Source organism: Vibrio sp. 10N.286.55.E10, assembly GCF_002872555.1.
GTDB classification, from domain to species: domain Bacteria; phylum Pseudomonadota; class Gammaproteobacteria; order Enterobacterales; family Vibrionaceae; genus Vibrio; species Vibrio crassostreae.
The window spans coordinates 158,753-175,366 of record NZ_MCSD01000004.1 but is presented as its reverse complement, the minus strand read 5'-3'; the positions used below and the strand labels follow the sequence as shown (position 1 = coordinate 175,366).

Below are 16,614 nucleotides of genomic sequence, written 5' to 3'. Positions count from 1 at the left end.
GTCGCAGCGCCGCCTTAATTGCACCAATTTTTTGCAACCTACCCAAGTTCGTCAATACTTAAACCAGTTCACACGCTGGAGTGTTAGATGAGACGAAGACGTTATCCGCTGAGTATCCACATCACTAGCCTTTTCCTAATTTTGACAACGTTTGTCGGTGCAGTTTTGATATCAATAAGCTATCGGCATTCTCAAGAGCTGCTATTGGGCACAGTTCGTGAGGTCAGTAATGAGCATCGTGATAAACTGGAATCAGTGTTCAAGCAAGCAGTAGCGCCTGTCATCACCACTTTGAACGTGATGGCGGTCAGTCCGTTTGTTAATCAACAAAGCTCCTCTACCGATAAGGAGTCTTGGCTAGCATCAGTCGATATCATCTTCAAACAGAATACTAATTTAGTTGCGCTCTTCTATGGCTCGGAGGATGGCAACTTTAGAATATTCCGGCCCTTGAGCACCAATAAACAAAGGGCCGAAAATAATGCCCCTGCCAAAGCGACCATGATGGTCAGTAGCACTAATTTGGATGGTGAGAACTTTATTACCTACCACGATGGTGCGCATCAGGTCATCAGCACGGTACAAAGCGAGAGTATATTTAACCCAACGACTCGTACTTGGTATCGCAATGCAAAGCCCGATGGTTCAATCCACCTATCCGAGCCCTATCTTTTTTATTTTCTTAAAACCAATGGCATTACACTGTCTAGGCGTTCAGCCGATGGCAAGCATGTGGTAGGCGCCGACTTCACGCTGAGTTCACTCTCTTCTCAGATCAGTGAGCTGGCCTACTCTCCGCAGACCAGACTGGCTCTATTTGACCAGCACTTTAATCTTCTGGGTCAGCATCAACTGGATTTAACGACCTCTAACCTCACCTTCCAAGCTAACCATGACGATACTAATAATGTAAATGGCGCTGGAAAACTCTCTGGTAGTGAGCAGGAGCAGAGCTTTTTCAACATCCCCAAACGAGAGCAAATGGAAGCGTTAAAATCTTCAGTATTGGGGCCGCTAATCTCAGATGAGGAAAAGTTTAACCTCAATCTCAAAAACGTCGAGTACAACCTGAATACATGGGCACTGACCTTAACTCCGGTTGAGCTCACCCAAAACGTGACCCTCTATTTGGCAGAGGCGACACCACACAATGAACTGCTTTCTGACCTCATTTCAATGCGTGACAAACAGGTCGCGGTCGCGATTGGGATGTTGTTTATCTGCTTTGGTATCGTGTGGCTAGTAGCTAATCGGCTGTCCCAGCCGCTTAATACTCTGATGCAGCTTACCGATAACATTGCACGATTCGATTTCCGTCGTACCCATTATCCGAAGAGCATGATCAAAGAGGTAGCTAACCTCGCCCATTCCATCGAATTAATGGAACACACGCTTCATGACCTCATCAACTTACTTCGGGACACGGCAGGGAATCAGGAGTTCTCGATACTTGCCAAGAACATCGCTCACCAAAGCTATCTGATAACCAAGGCCGAAACCATTGTGCTGTTTACTCAATCAGAGAAGAAAGATGTATTTGATACCGCCGCCAACCTAGCGATCATTCCCTTCAAAGCAGACATCAATGACTTCATCAAACACACACCTTGGTTACTGTGTAAACTCAAGTCAGGAGAGACCATCCACCTAAATCGAGAAGACAATGTACTCAACTATTATCAAGACTCTATCTTCAACTCAGACCTGTACTTGTTCCCATTATTGAACCGCGAAAAACTGTTGGTTGGTATTGTGGCGATTGGCTATGAAAGGCCGATTACCAAAGCTCAAGCAGATAAACACGCCTTTTTAAGAGAGTTATTGAGCTTTGCGGAAATAGCCAAAGACAACATTGACCAAATGCAGCAACAGAAAGACATGCTTAATGCTTTTATTGAGCTGATCGCCTCTGCGATTGATACCAAATCCCCATACACTGGAGGTCACTGCCAACGAGTACCCGAGCTGACCAAATGGTTAACCCAAGCGACTATCGATGACGACCGTTATTACCCTCAGTTCTCTCTGGACAACAAGCAGTGGGAAGAGTTGATGTTAGCCGCGTGGTTACATGACTGTGGGAAAGTCACCACCCCAGAGTATGTGGTAGACAAAGCAACCAAACTTGAGACCATTTACGACCGAATCCACGAAGTTCGTATGCGATTTGAACTACTCAAACAACAAGCCGAAACTGACTACTGGAAAGCGATGGCGAATGGTGGACTTCAAGAAGAGCAGCTACAGATCCTAGAACAAACCCTTTCCGACCTCGATGAAGAGTTTGCCTTTGTTGCTCAGTGCAACCTTGGCGGAGAATCAATGACACAAGAACAGTTGGAACGATTGGACCAAATAGCCAAGCGTCAATGGAAACGAACGTTAAATGATCAACTTGGAATATCTTGGGCTGAAAAAGAGAGGTACAACTCGTGGCAGAAATCGTCACAATCTGCCGACGCTAAACCAGATAACAGTGAACAGACATTACCAGTGATGGAACCACTCCTTGCGGACAAGCCAGAGCACAAGATCCCATGGGATAATGGCTTTAACCCAGCAGAATTGTGGCAAGAAGAGTTCGTCCTTAAGCCTGGAGAGGTCAAATACAACCAAGGCGAGCTGCACAATTTGAAAGTCAGTCGTGGCACTCTCAACGAAGAAGAACGCTTCATTATCAATGACCATATCATTCAGACCTTCACCATGTTAAACAAGCTCCCTTACCCACCTTACCTGCAAAATATTCCCGAAATTGCCAGTGGGCATCATGAACGTATTGATGGTAAGGGCTACCCTCGTGGGTTGAGTGAAGATCAATTACCTTTGCCGTCCCGAGCCATGGCGATTGCTGACGTGTTTGAAGCCCTGACTTCCAGCGACCGTCCGTATAAAAAAGGAAAACTGCTCAGTGAATCGCTCAATATCATGACCAACATGGCCACCAGCGGTCATATTGATCCTAAGCTCTATTTACTGTTCCTAGAAAACAGAATTTACAACAAATACGCAGAGCGATTCCTTGCTCCAAACCAACGATGCGAAGTTGATGAGACAAAACATATCAACAAAGTAAAAGAGTATATTCGCTCACTTTTTTAAACCGTTACTGACAAGGTTTAGCGCTTAACTATTGGCTGTAAACCCAACACCGAGCTCTCTTTGGAGTTGCTCGTTGGCTTGGCTGCTTGCCCATCTTTACTACGCTTTTTAGCTAACAAGGTATTGGTGATGCTCGCCACGACAATGAGGTTAATGCCAATCATCTGCTGAGTAGAAAACACATCATCAAAGAATAACCCCTGCCATAACGCGCTAAACAACATGTTTGTAAAAATTAGAGGTGCCAACTGGGAACCGCTATCTGCCAGCTTATACGCTTTGGAACGGAAGATTTGGGTATTGATGGTAAACAGTGCAAGGCCGAAAGCTACGAGAGCAATCCAGCGTAAATCATCAAAAGACAGTAACGCCGACAAGGTTCCTTTCTCTGCACTTTCAAGCACATCAGGCACCGCAGAAACTGAAGTAAACACCACCATTGGAATCACAATGATTGCCGCGACTAAGAAGGTCCACGCATTGAGCTCTGCTGGCGAAAGGCTGGTTTTAGACGCCCGGTACAAGCTCACTTGCGAGCCTGAATTAAACATGCCCGCCATTAAACCAAGCAGCAGTGCTGGTCTAAAGAACTCTGAGCCAAATTCAAACTGCGACCAATCCCCTGCCATCATCACTACACCAACAAAGGTGACAACTAAACACACTATCGTCGTTGTACGAATCTTGGTTCTAAATATTAACTTTTCTAACAATGGAATAAACAGAGGACCAGTGCTGAACAACACTACCCCTTCAACAAGCGTTAAGGTTTGCAGTGAAGTAAGGAAACACCACTGACACGCCACCATAAAGATCGCCCGCATCACCAAAGGTTTCCACATTTCTCGTGTCGGCTTGCTGATTTTGTAAAAGGTCAGAAAAAGAAATAAGAACAGACTGGGTAAAAAAACCGCACAAAACTGAGTAACGAAGTGGGCATCACTTCAGATAGATATTTGGCCATTAAGCCACTTAAAGACAAACTGAACGTCGACAACAACATGAAAGTCGTTGCCTTGGTAATATCAGACATAATTATCACCTCCTATTACACCCATTTTAGTGGCGTGACGTGATGAAAAATAGCGAGTAATATTGACCATAACTGTAAGGAAAACTTACCAATGAAAAAACTCGTTCCGCTTAAATCCGTTTACGCTTTCATTGCCGTTGCTGAAACTGGCAGCATGACTGACGCCGCGCGGGTGTTGTATGTCAGTCACTCAGCGGTAAGCCAATCCATAAAGTCGTTAGAACAACTGGTCAACAAGCCTTTGTTTCAACGAGTCGGCCGTCGTGTTGTTCTTAATGCCGCAGGTAAGCGTTATTACCGCAAAGTCGCGCCCGCACTTGAGCAAGTGATAGAGGCGACCGAAGAGCTTGCCAGAACACCTAACGACCACCGCATTACCCTCAACATGGTCAATTCACTCGCGATGCACTGGTGGATTCCCCGCGTCCCCGATTTCCAAGCTTTTTCTCCCTCACTTGATATCCGTATTTCCACCTTAACTGGCCCTTTTGATCTAGAGCAGGAAGGTGTCGATATTGCCCTTGTGCACGGCAAACCGAATGAATGGGATCAGTATTACAGCGAAAAGCTTGGCGATGATGATCTGGTCTTGGTATGCAGTCCAACTCTGCTAAAAAACCAGAGTGAGTTAAGCGTTCAACAACTCGTCAAACAAAACCCGACCATTGGTGTTTTTAACCTAAGGCGACAACACGACTGGCAGGTATGGTGCGACAATTACCAAATCCCACTGCCTACATTCCATAGCAATCTAACATTCGATGTCTCCATTCAAGCCGTGCAAGCTGCAATTCGCTCATTAGGCGTATTAGTAACGCATCGCTTGTTTGTGAAAGATGATATTAGCCACGGCATGCTGGTAGAGCTTGGCGATCCAGTAGCTAACCCGCACCAAGATTTCTACTTTGTTTGCCCGAAAAACAAATTAAAACAAGAAAGTGTGCTAAAACTGAGAACATGGTTGAGACATGAACTCACACGCTCAGAGACAATAATCAGCGGTGATATTCAGGAATAAAACTGCTCTAGCCCAACTACAGCTAGCCGTTATTCAGCTAGTTACAACGCATCTAACTTACAGAGGCCATTATGATTATTACCACTACACAATCTGTCGAAGGCAAACGCATTGTCGATTACAAAGGGGTTATTGCCGGAGAAGCTATCCTAGGGGTGAACGTGTTCAAAGATATGTTTTCGGGTATTCGTGACTTTGTGGGTGGACGTTCTGGTACCTACGAGAAAGAACTGGAAAAAGCACGTAACTACGCATTCAAAGAGTTAGAGCAGAAAGCGATTGAAGCGGGTGCCAACGCAGTGGTAGGCGTAGATATTGATTACGAAGTACTTGGCACAGGCAATGGTATGCTGATGGTTTCAGCAAGCGGCACAGCAGTGGTTGTGGCTTAGTTGAATCACTCGCTAAATCGTGTGATTACCTAGAAAAAACGCCCCTTAGCTAAATCGTTAGCTAAGGGGCGTTATTGTATTCGTTGGACAACTTAGGCTTGAATAGCTCTAACTTGCACGACCTGCTGGCTCAGAGATCATGGCATCAAAAGAGGCCATTCGAGCCAAAAATTCTTTCCTATCTTTAGGCATAATTGAGCTTGCCATCGGTAAGTTAGCCTTCATCGCATCGACTGCTCGACCACGAACCAATACCTCAAAGTGCAAATGAGGACCTGTGATACGGCCAGTTGCACCTGATAACGCGATTTTCTGACCTCGCTTAATTTGCTGACCTTTCTTTACGAGGAAGCGGCTCAAGTGAAGATAACGTGTCGTGTATACGCTGTTATGTTCAATCACCAAGTATTTCCCGGCATAAGGGTGGTCACGAAGCGCCACAACACGGCCATCACCCGTTGAGTATACGGGTGCGCCCACAGGCGTCGCAAAGTCAGTACCATTGTGTGGCGAAATACGCCCTGTCACTGGGTGTCTTCGTTTAGGGTTGAACGATGAGGTAATTCTTCGGAATTTTCTATCTACAGGGTATCTATCGAAAGCTTGCTCTAGGCTATTACCCTCTCTGTCGTAGAAAAGACCATCAGGCGCAAGAAACGCCGCCACTTCTCGGTTTCTTAATTGAATTGAGATACCTTGAACTTCTGTTTTGCCCGTTAAATGATCATTCGTGTACTGCTCTTTGACCAGTACATTAAAGCTGTCACCTGCTCTTAGTTCACGAGTGAAGTTAACTTTATCTTTCAACGTGCGAGTAATATTGGCTATCTGAGCTGTCGTAAGCCCCGCTTTGTATGCAGATGTTGAAAAGCTACCATGAACACTGCCCGCGTAGAGTTTTTCCTTCCATTCACCAGGCATTTCATGAAATTGGTAGTTAAAGCTTCCATCATCATTTTTCGTAAAGACAGCTTGTTCTACGAGACTTTCATGGAAAATGAGCTCTACGAGTTGTTTGGAGTCACTATCCAACAGCAACTCTAGATGGTCACCAGGCTTTATTGTGTCGAGTTTCAAAGATTCAAGATCCGCTTCCATGACCTTGTGAACCGTTTCATAAGGCAGATTCCACGATTCGAATATATTACTGAGGGTATCCCCAACCTTCACAAAGTAGTGAATTTTGATCATTGAGTTCGAATTGATTTGTGGCGGCGCCTGCTCCTTACCGTCCGTGTGCAGTTCTTGATAAGGCGTGACTTTTATTGAGATTTCTTTTTCTGGTTCAGGATGAAAAGAGAGCAAAGCAGCAAGGGAAAATGCGCTGATGGCAATAACGATCAGGCCAATACGGAGGAACTTCATAAAATACTTAGCGGTTATAACGAGGAACTTAGAAAGTGTTATAACATAACAATTCATTCAAAGAAATAAATGAAATGTAAGAAACCGCAGCGCGATTGGCGTGAAAATATGGTGGGCATGCAAGGCCCACCATCTTAGTTAACACTACTCTTTATCTAGTATTATTCTTCAAGAAGTGCTTCGAAGCGTTCTAAGCCACGCAGCATCTCAAAGTCAGGTTCATCAGCCAATAACTCCCGCATTGAACCACTGGCTTCGATAGAGCGCTCTAAGTCATCGATCGCTTGGCCTTCAGCACCTAACCTTGCGTAAGCACAAGCACGTTGATACAAGGCGTGAGCATTTTGATCGTCCACTTCCAACACGCGATTACATAAGCTCATCGCCCAGTGGTATTCCTGCATGTCCATTGCGGCATCGGCTTTGTAAGTTAGTGCTTCCAAATCACCCGGGCGAACTTTTAAGATCTCATCGTAGATTTCAATTTTCTGCTCGGCGGTTTGAGCATTCTGAGCCCTCAACCATAAATTATGAATTTCATTGATGATTTCGATTTCTCGGTTGTTCTCTGAGATGATTCGAGTCTTACGCTTAAGATCCCTTTCAAGAACGTTAAACTTCTTCTCATAATCTTGGGCTATGTCGTTGAGTCGTCGGTCAGCCATCTCTTTGGTGGTGTGTTTCAACTCTTTGAGTGATTGCCAACCCACCAATGCAATTAGGGAGGCAACACCGGCAATAATGTAGAAGAAGTAGGTTACGGTTACATTGGCGTAATTCAGAGACTTGTCTGCCACAGTCAGTTCCCGGTCAGTCATCTGAATGGTCAAGCGTCTTTCAAGATCTTGCTGTTCCATTCGTAGTTGCTTCAGCTCATCCAAGATATAGCGCTCCATCAGCGGTCTATCCAAATACTCTTGTTCAGAGTACTTAACCTCTTCGCTTGCAAAACTCATCGCGCTGAACACCGAGATAACTGCAATCAATAAGATTCGAAGCATTATACATTCCTTATATATTTATCTTTAGACTAACTGTATCTCGTAATAAGCATACAAGCTAGGAAGTCGACAATTTTGCCATGTCCATATTGGAATTAACACTCTAAAACATCATTGATAATTATAAAACACCTGAAGCAACATCATTAATTTCTAAATTATAAAAATACCGCGTAATACTGTTCTATATAATTAATTCGCGATGCGAATATACCAAAAATTGATTTATTGCATCGAGATGAATCTTATATTAATAACGATCAGAGCGAGGTTAATTTGAATAATCCACGATACGATTTATTAAGCCGTGTACTGCACTGGGTAATGGCTTCTGTAATCATCTACGCAACAATAGCAGGGTATGTGATGCACTATGTCACCAGCCATCCAGAGCTGTTTTCTTTTTTGTCAGTGCTCAACATGTCATTGGCGACCGTTGCGACACCGCTGCTCGTGGTGCGTTATATCTGGAGCCACTTTCGCTCATCGCCAAACATGCCAACCTCTGTGCCTGAAGGGCAAAAATGTGTAGCTAAGCTTGCACATTCTTTGATGTACCTTGTGATGTTTATGGTTTTCAGCACCGGTTACTTAATGCTAAAGGAGCCGTACTCTTTATTTTGGCTAGTGGGCGTAAATAACCTAATTACCAACTCTGCAATCAACGGCTTCTTTTTCTATCTACATCGTGCCAGTTGTATTGTCCTCGCCTGTTTAATTGTGCTGCATATCAGTGCCGCCCTTAAACACCACTTTGTCTCTAAGAACTATGTATTGAAGATGATGCTCTAGAATCAGAGAACTCAGGACGGTTTACACAAACAAAAAAGCCATAGCATGTTCGCTATGGCTTTCTTATTTCAATTCGCTTACTTGGTTTGGGTATCAAGCATCACTTGCCAGTATTCACATTTTGCCAAGAACTCTTTTAAATAAAGTTCTGGGTTAGCAAGCTTCTCGCCGCCTTTAACATCGGCGCCAGTCACTCGCCAAAAGCCTCGAGTTACCAAGTTTCGATGATAAATAAAATCGTTAAGTTCATTTGCCTTCAAAGGAAGCTGCTCACCAAACGTCTGTTCGTATAGGTTCAACGTAGAGGCTTGTTCACTTGAGGTCTCCCTTAAAAAGGTATCCAGATCCAAACCTAATGACTGTTGCTGCTCTTTTGATAATGCTTTAGTTAATTTAGAGATCACAGTAAACAGCGCCAGTTCTACTTTTTGTGATGCTAATAACGACGCACCCAAAAGTGCATGTTCATTGGATACGTGTTGCTCTGTTGATGAAACGGTAGCTGTTGTCACTGTGTTAACCTCAAATAGTCATAATGGATGTTAGGGAGCGATTCCAATTACGCGCTTTTGCTAAACTGGATTTGTTCAGCATCAACAATCATAAAGCCAGTTGCGTCTTCGCTCTTCTCTACTTTTACTAAACCTTTAAAGCCTATTTGCGACAACTTTTTCGCAAGGTGCTCTGGCGCTGTTTCAAAAACAACCGTCATAAAAGGTAAGTGCTCTGCGTCAACAAAGCCATGCTCGTTAAACAGTTCCATTGCTTGAGATAAATGGTCTGAGTCGGTTAATTCAATAATTTCTACAACTTCTTCCAACAACATTTTCGATTCCATATTCGCCAGAAAGTGACTGACACAAGCACTTACGTTTTGCTCGCATACATCCCGATGCCCGAAGACACCCCTTTAGTAGTAGGGGGATCATAACATATTAATAATCGAAAAATATGTTTAATTTCCCTAACCCATTGGGAATATTAGAAAACAATAGAAACTGGTGAAGCATAGACAAGACCAATTCGTCTTATTGAAAGCAACAGCCTGATTTTGGGCAATTAGGCTAACGTAGCTTGAGAATCGCCCGTTTCTACAATCGATTCTTGTAACAAGCCAGCATAAATACCATTGTGCGCCACCAGTTGTTGATGATTACCTTGCTCAACAATTTCACCCTTTTCCAACACCAAAATGGTGTCTGAGTGACGAACAGTACTCAAACGGTGGGCAATCGCAATCACGGTTTTCTCTTTGAACAGACGCTGCATCGCTTTTTGAATGAGATCCTCGGTAATCGAATCTACCGAGCTGGTTGCCTCATCTAGCATCATCAGTTGTCCACCTTGGGCGACAGCTCTAGCGAACGAAATCAGCTGCGTCTGCCCTACCGATAAGTTTGCCCCGTTCTTATCTAGTTGGAAGCCATAGCCTTGAGGCAGTTGTTCAATAAACTTATCGGCATAAACATAACGCGCCGCCTGCTCAATCTCGGTACTTGATAAATGTTCTTTACCTAGTGCGATATTGAACGCAATCGTCTCTTCGAATAAATGCACATCTTGCATCATCATCGAGAACAAATGTGTCGAGTCTTCACTAGAGATCTGCGACAGCTCAATGCCATTCAGCAGTATGCTGCCTTCATAGTCTTGGTAGGTTTTCGAGATCAAACGCAGAATCGTTGACTTACCTGAGCCTGTAGAGCCCACCAGTGCGATTTGATGCCCTTTCTCCAATACAAACGAGACATTCTTTAGAACGTACGGAGCATCATCTTTGTAGCGGAAGCTTACGTTCTTAAACTCAAGGCTTTCAAACTGCTCTAACGGTTTAGCAACCTTCTCTGATGGCAGCAGGTTGCGCCCCTCTTCTTCGGTCGGTTCAACAAACAGCTCTTCGATATGGTCGAACGCGGCAAATGAGCTCTGAATCGAAGTAATCTGTGAGGTGAAGTCTCGAATCGGTACGAACACTTTTTCTAAGGTGTTGATGAACGCAATCAGCACACCCAAGGTGAGCCCCCCTTCTATCACTTGCTCAGAACCGTACCAAATCATTACCGCGATGGTGATGGATGTAATACCAGAAATGAATGAGAACAGAATAGCGTCGTATTTATTGATCTTTTTCTGCGCTCTCAAAAACTCGTCGGTATAGCCTTGGTAACGTTGTTCGACTTGCTCTTCTGCTCGGTACATCTGTACGGTTTTCATACCAAACAGCACTTCTTGCAAGAAGCCAATACCTTGAGCCAGTGACGAACGAGTCACCTTATACAGAGCACGAAGTCGATTTCGAACATGTACAGTCAGATACATGACCGGAGGCATGATGATCAATACGATCAGCGTCAGCTTCCAATCAATTAAGAACATCATGACCAGCAGCGCAATGGTGTTAATGCTGTCTTTTACCAAACCGACAACCGACTGAACAAACGTCTCACCGATGGTTTCTAAATCACTGGTTAGACGCGAGAGCGTGACACCGATTGGTGTATTGTCAAAGTAACTGCGTGGCAATTTCAAAACACGAGCAAACAGAACTGAGCGCATGTCAGTAATCGTGTATTGACCTGTTTTACGTAGGTTATATGCGTAAGTGGTATCCACTACATAACTGACGATTAGTACAGCAACGAGGTAGAAAACGTATTCTAACAGCCCGTCCATATCACCATGACTCAACTGAACGTCGATCACTTGAATAATCAACCATGGGAACAACAAGCTTGTGATGACAGAAAGCGGAAGCATCGCAATGCCCAAAATCGCCGAGCCTTTGTATTTCTTAGCAAACTTAAAGAAATGCTTGAGGTACTTGAGGTCAACACCTTTTAACATGCTGCTGCCTCCGTTTCATTTTGCTGTAGTAGCCATGTCTCGTAGTAGTAATCGCAAGTTTTCAGTAGGGTTTTATGGTCGCCCTTAGCAATCACTTTTCCTTCATTCAACACGATAACTTCATCCATGTATTCAAGTGCATTAACACGATGTGAGACAACAAGAACCGACTGATTTTCCAATCGCTTAAATAGGCCTTCTAAGATTTTTCTCTCAGTCTCGTAGTCAACGGCAGACAGAACGTTATCCATAATGATGAGATCGGTTGGTTGTAATAGAGCACGAGCAATGCTCAAGCGCTGTTTTTGCCCCCCTGACAACATAATGCCCTTCTCACCGACTAAGGTTTGGTCACCTTGCTCAAAGCGCGTCACATCACCGGCTAATTGGCTAAGCTCTAACACTTCATCAACCTGGCTTTTTGCTAGCTCGGTATCGCCGCTACCAAAACGAATATTCGCTTCAACAGTTGCTGAAAACAAATACGGGTCTTGGGTGACGGTTTTAACGTAACGACGTAAATCGCTACGCGAGAAGCTAGTGATATCTCTATCACCAAGCAGTACTGAACCTTGTGGAGTGTCTAAGTGATGGTTCAAACAGTTCACCAACGTCGTTTTGCCCGCACCGATTCCGCCTAACACTCCGACTTTCTTCCCTGCTGGAATATCAAAACTGATGTCATCGAGAATCAGACGCTCTTCACCCGGGTAGCTAAAGCTTAGGTTACGCACGGAGAACGTTTTTCCTTTAAGCGATTTCACATCGAGCTCAGAAAGCTTCTGCTCATCCAACTCTGGGATTTGGGCATTAAGAATAGTTTGTGCGCTTTGAATACCGACCATACCGCGCTGATAAATCGTCGCGATTCGTCCTAATTGCATAAGCGGCATGGCGAGCAAAACTGAGTAAGTTAGGAATGCTGTGATTTCACCTAGGGTCAGTTCCTGTCTCATCAACATAAAACCACCTAGACCTATAATAATGATTTTCATTAGGTCATTGGCGTAATCGAGAACCGGCATAAAGAAGACTTGGATACGCGTGATTTTAAGGCGACATTCAAGTAACAACTGATTCAGCTTCTCAGTCTCCGCTTTTACCCAAGGTGACATCTGCTGGCTTTTAATCAGATCAATCCCAGACAGATAACTCATCAGTTGTGCAGACAAGTTTTGCAGTCGCTTCATATGCTCTAGATGGAGCGTTTTCATGCGCTTAAAGCCCACTCGGAAAATCACGAAAGCGATTGAAATCGGAATGATCGAATACAGGGTTAGTTCTGGCGATATACGCCACATGTATAGCGGCGTTAGCGATAGAGCGAGCAACGCATTAAAGAATTGCAGAAAGCCAACACCAAACATCAAACGAATACCACTTAGGTCATTGTTAATGATTGAGATTAAACGGCCAGAAGCAAAGCGCTCGTGAAAGCTGTTTGGCAAGCGATTCAGTTTTTGTAGAAGAGTGGTCTTAAGTGAAGCTTCTGTAATTCGCCCGGGGTTAAGCGCGTAAATGCGAGACAGAATCCTAACAACGACCATAGCAACCGACATACCAACAACGATCCACACATAGGACTGCAACTGTTGATGTCCACTTGAAGAGGCGTCATCAATCAGATCTATTGCCAATTGAATATAACGAGGGATTTCTACTTGTAACCAGTTAACGAGAAAAATGAACACAACCGCAAGTAAGTACGAGGTGCGATTCATGCGCAAGTAATGGGCAATAAACTGTCTTTTATTCATAACGTTCTTTGTTGAGGGCAGGCATAAAGCGACATAGTGATACTCTTTAATTAGGGTTGTATCACGATGGTAAAGATACACCAAAAACACTTAGTTGACAATATCAACCACATTCCATTATTCGTCAGTCCTATTCATTTTTTGTATTGCAGAAACAACTTTGCCGCCAATATGGCGGCAAAGATATTAATGGTTCGAATATGAAGCGCTAACTAACACTCATACCATGTTAGAGAATCACATCGACTTGGTCATTTTCTATGCTATATGAGTTTCTCACCTCGCTACCCAATGCTGATGGGTACCACACTTCGACCCAAACTTTATCAACATGGTTGGGCAACAATAGCGTTGTTGAAAAGTCAGTGTCTTCATTAATAGGCATTCTTAACACTTGTGAGGTGTAGTCGACAACGTCCCCATCAAACTCAGTGTACAAGCTCATAAAGCCCCGCGAACTTTGTGAACTTGCGACATCGACCGTCACAGCGACTTCCCTCTCAGTTGAGAAATCAAAGTCTTCCGGTATGGTCAGCTCGACCGATCTCAACACTTGTGCCGCAGGCGCGACGCTAGACGTCACTGTGTTATTGCCAGCAGATGACGTGTTGCCTGATGAGGAATCATCCGCTGGTGGGACAGAGCTTGGAGCTGATGTGGTAGAGCCACCACCACCGCCGCCTCCGCCACACGCTGCAAGGAAGACAAGAGTCACACTACTTAGCATTAGTTTTGATAGTTTCATAAATCCTCCTTGATTAATCTTCAGTAGACCAAGTTTTGTCTGAGTTAGGGTTTAGATACCAAGTCGGTTTAGAAGAACCGCCAGACGTCGCCCATTCTGCAAAGTCTGGGAACGCTTCACTGATATCAATGTACTCGGATGGGTGATTCCAAGGAGATGAAATTAAGATACCCCAAGGCATGTTCTGCGTAGTTCTGTAGTATTTTCCACTATCTGGATCTGAATCATCTTGTGCCACACCGTAAAAGTCGCTTACTAACGTACCACGTGACGTTGGTGGAAGATCCGCTGTGTGAATTTCAAGATCTTTACCCGGAGAGCCAGTAAAGCTAGAGCCATGGTAATACCCTTCACCCGGACCGAAGATGAATGGGTCGAAACCACTTAATGGCAGAAGTGAACTCACCGTTGGTTGATCGTCGTCGTTAAACGGTAGTGAGATGCTAAACGTCATTTGATCTGACTCAAGAGACGGATTACAAGATGGGTTGGTACGGTGGAACATACACTCATCGTTAATAGGGATATCATTTTTTAAGTTCAACGAAGCTACAACAACAAGGTCACCTCCTGGTGATGCAACCGATTTGTCTTCGCCCGTAAACGGTGAGATATTCACACGAGTTGCGCCGTTTTTCTGCACTCTGGCGGTCTGCAAGTCGACATCCGACTCATCAAAGCCACTCAATTTCCAACCTAAGCCGTTACCGTAAGAGGCGCCGTAGGCCATGATGCTACCGCTAATATCCATACGTAACACAGCATCATCTTTACTTAGAATGGTGGTTCGGTAATAAACAACAACATCATTTAAATCGAAGTCACCAACTTCAGGCCAGTTATCTTCGAACGCTGCAGTGTAGTAGTTAGAGTGTTGAATTGTGGTTCCCGGATCAGTCACGTTGAACACGTAATCCTCGACTTCCCCGTCACCAACGTAACCATCACTTGGGATGTTAGGGCTGCTCGCTAGACGGAAACGTGTTTGTACAGTCCCCACACTCGCATCATCAGCCACTCGAATTGGAACCACTTGGCCCCCTTCAACAACCGAATGGTTTTTCAAGATTTGTTCATCATCATCGAAAGTACCACTCAAGTCCCAGTCAGCCCAAGCTTGTAGGTAACCATTACCCACAACGTTAACGTTGATGAGACTATCCAACCCAATTTCTAAGTTAGTAAGTAGCGTAATACCGTCGTCATCATTCCCATCAACATCCAAGTCATCACCGTTTGATAAGGCGCCCGGTTGTCCGTCAGAGTCTGTATCGATACTGGCCCCTAGATAAAGCGTTGAAGAGACAGCATGTTCAGCACCATTGCTTGCTTGTAACGTTGCATAAGTGTCCGGCGCATCACCAAAATCAGACTCGTCGGAACTCTCTATCGGATTCGTAAAACCACTTAAATCCCAGTTACCATCAAACGCTGAAAAGATTGGGTTAGGGAAGCCACTGCCACTCGTTGTAACAGTTTCAAACTGAAGGGTAACAATAGAGGTATTTTTGTAGGTAAACTTAACCGCACCTGACGTATCAGTTTCAGAATAATTGGTGCCTGGTCCGGTGAAGAGAACTGAATTGCCATCAGCACTCTCTTCAGCAGTCAAACTGGCACTCGCACTACCTAGCTGGTAACTGTAAAAACCTTCACTTTTAAATACTCGAACTTGCTCTGACTGAACGGGCTCACCATCAATGTCATAGCCAATCATTTCAAATTCAGGAATGGTGTAAGGAACAGAGAACGTACCTGAAAGACCGTCAGTACCATCAAAAAATTCGAACGTATAAATCAGCCCCGCAGAACCAGCAGAATTAGTTTGGTAGAGAAAACCAATATCACCTGACGGTTGTGTTGCGCCTACTTTGTAATTGGGTGCATGAAACAAAAATGTCGCATCACCAAATACGCTACTGGATACCTTAGCATCTATGGTTTTTCCATCGTGTGTACCGACATTTAGAAAATGCATAGAGGCGCCATCGTAGGTTGGCCCCGCCCAACTGCTACTCCCGTTTGTTGACTCTATGTGATTTGAGAAGTCCAAGTCCACCACGCTTGCCTGGACTGGGACACTGACTATTGCGCCAATGAGATAGATAATTTGCTTGTATTTCATAGTTAACCTCGACTTCTTCTTCGCTTAGGCGATTTCCTTGAAAAGTACGTAAACTCTGAACGGCAAAGCTAAATAAACGTCTCCCTAAAATCTGATGCTGCGAGACAAAGGATGTACACTTTTTCTTTTAATGCCGACAAAACGAGTTGCATAAGTAGGTTAAGCAAGAGTGAAGCCAAGTTTTTTTAAACTTAGAAAACAAATCTAACACCATGAAAGTATTAGTTTATTTACCTACATTCTCCTTAGGTTCTAGACCCAATAAACACTATCTTCAAAATAGGAATCAATTTGATGAATGAAGTAACTCAATTTGACAGCTTGTCATAGATAGGAGTGAGAGAAGTAGATTCCAAGCGAATAAAGATGTCGTTCAAACAGCAGGAAGCTGCATGAAACTGGAGAAATAATGACTATTGGCTGTAAGCAAAGTTGGGGGG

At 44.2% G+C, this 16,614-nt stretch carries 12 protein-coding genes and 1 pseudogene; 4 read left to right on the top strand and 9 right to left on the bottom strand.

Annotated features, from left to right (window positions below; all coding sequences use genetic code 11):
• Window positions 1–87 precede the first annotated feature (87 nt).
• On the top strand, window positions 88–3,102 hold the full coding sequence (locus BCV39_RS04375) for an HD domain-containing phosphohydrolase (RefSeq protein WP_102431492.1): 3,015 nt from the start codon (window positions 88–90) through the stop codon (window positions 3,100–3,102).
• A 17-nt stretch (window positions 3,103–3,119) separates the two neighbouring features.
• Here the strand turns inward: BCV39_RS04375 and BCV39_RS04370 are convergent.
• A pseudogene (locus BCV39_RS04370) lies at window positions 3,120–4,135 on the bottom strand (DMT family transporter).
• Between the two features lie 91 nt (window positions 4,136–4,226).
• Between BCV39_RS04370 and BCV39_RS04365 the strand changes: the two are divergent.
• Window positions 4,227–5,153: a LysR substrate-binding domain-containing protein gene (locus BCV39_RS04365; protein WP_102431491.1), complete on the top strand. Its 927-nt coding sequence runs from the start codon at window positions 4,227–4,229 to the stop codon at window positions 5,151–5,153.
• Between the two features lie 71 nt (window positions 5,154–5,224).
• Entirely contained in the window at window positions 5,225–5,545 is a 321-nt protein-coding gene (locus BCV39_RS04360) for a heavy metal-binding domain-containing protein (RefSeq protein WP_004730185.1), read from the top strand.
• A 108-nt stretch (window positions 5,546–5,653) separates the two neighbouring features.
• Here BCV39_RS04360 and BCV39_RS04355 read toward each other — a convergent pair whose 3' ends face one another.
• Window positions 5,654–6,910 carry a peptidoglycan DD-metalloendopeptidase family protein gene (locus BCV39_RS04355; protein ID WP_102431490.1) on the bottom strand — a complete coding sequence of 419 codons (1,257 nt, stop codon included), beginning with the start codon at window positions 6,908–6,910 and terminating at the stop codon, window positions 5,654–5,656.
• A 161-nt stretch (window positions 6,911–7,071) separates the two neighbouring features.
• The gene (locus BCV39_RS04350; protein WP_102431489.1) at window positions 7,072–7,911 is read right to left on the bottom strand and encodes an alkyl sulfatase dimerization domain-containing protein; all 840 of its coding nucleotides are present in this window, start codon (window positions 7,909–7,911) and stop codon (window positions 7,072–7,074) included.
• A 276-nt stretch (window positions 7,912–8,187) separates the two neighbouring features.
• Between BCV39_RS04350 and BCV39_RS04345 the strand changes: the two genes are divergently transcribed.
• Complete coding sequence (locus BCV39_RS04345) at window positions 8,188–8,703, top strand: cytochrome b/b6 domain-containing protein (protein ID WP_080967654.1); 516 nt, start codon at window positions 8,188–8,190, stop codon at window positions 8,701–8,703.
• Between the two features lie 77 nt (window positions 8,704–8,780).
• Here the strand turns inward: BCV39_RS04345 and BCV39_RS04340 are convergent, their stop codons facing one another.
• The 6 genes from BCV39_RS04340 to BCV39_RS04315 all read right to left on the bottom strand — a co-directional run bounded on the left by BCV39_RS04340 (window position 8,781) and on the right by BCV39_RS04315 (window position 16,174).
• On the bottom strand, window positions 8,781–9,215 hold the full coding sequence (locus BCV39_RS04340; RefSeq protein ID WP_102431488.1) for a hypothetical protein: 435 nt from the start codon (window positions 9,213–9,215) through the stop codon (window positions 8,781–8,783).
• A gap of 47 nt (window positions 9,216–9,262) precedes the next feature.
• Window positions 9,263–9,529 (bottom strand): hypothetical protein, encoded by a 267-nt coding sequence (locus BCV39_RS04335; RefSeq protein WP_048659121.1) that lies wholly within the window; start codon window positions 9,527–9,529, stop codon window positions 9,263–9,265.
• A 233-nt stretch (window positions 9,530–9,762) separates the two neighbouring features.
• Window positions 9,763–11,547, bottom strand: a complete 1,785-nt coding sequence (locus BCV39_RS04330) for an ABC transporter ATP-binding protein (protein ID WP_102431487.1) — start codon at window positions 11,545–11,547, stop codon at window positions 9,763–9,765.
• Window positions 11,541–13,304 (bottom strand): ABC transporter ATP-binding protein, encoded by a 1,764-nt coding sequence (locus BCV39_RS04325; RefSeq protein WP_102431486.1) that lies wholly within the window; start codon window positions 13,302–13,304, stop codon window positions 11,541–11,543. The genes BCV39_RS04330 and BCV39_RS04325 overlap by 7 nt, the downstream gene beginning before the upstream one ends.
• A gap of 229 nt (window positions 13,305–13,533) precedes the next feature.
• Window positions 13,534–14,049 carry a hypothetical protein gene (locus BCV39_RS04320; RefSeq protein WP_102431485.1) on the bottom strand — a complete coding sequence of 172 codons (516 nt, stop codon included), beginning with the start codon at window positions 14,047–14,049 and terminating at the stop codon, window positions 13,534–13,536.
• A gap of 13 nt (window positions 14,050–14,062) precedes the next feature.
• Complete coding sequence (locus tag BCV39_RS04315) at window positions 14,063–16,174, bottom strand: LruC domain-containing protein (RefSeq protein WP_102431484.1); 2,112 nt, start codon at window positions 16,172–16,174, stop codon at window positions 14,063–14,065.
• Between the last annotated feature and the right edge of the window lie 440 nt (window positions 16,175–16,614).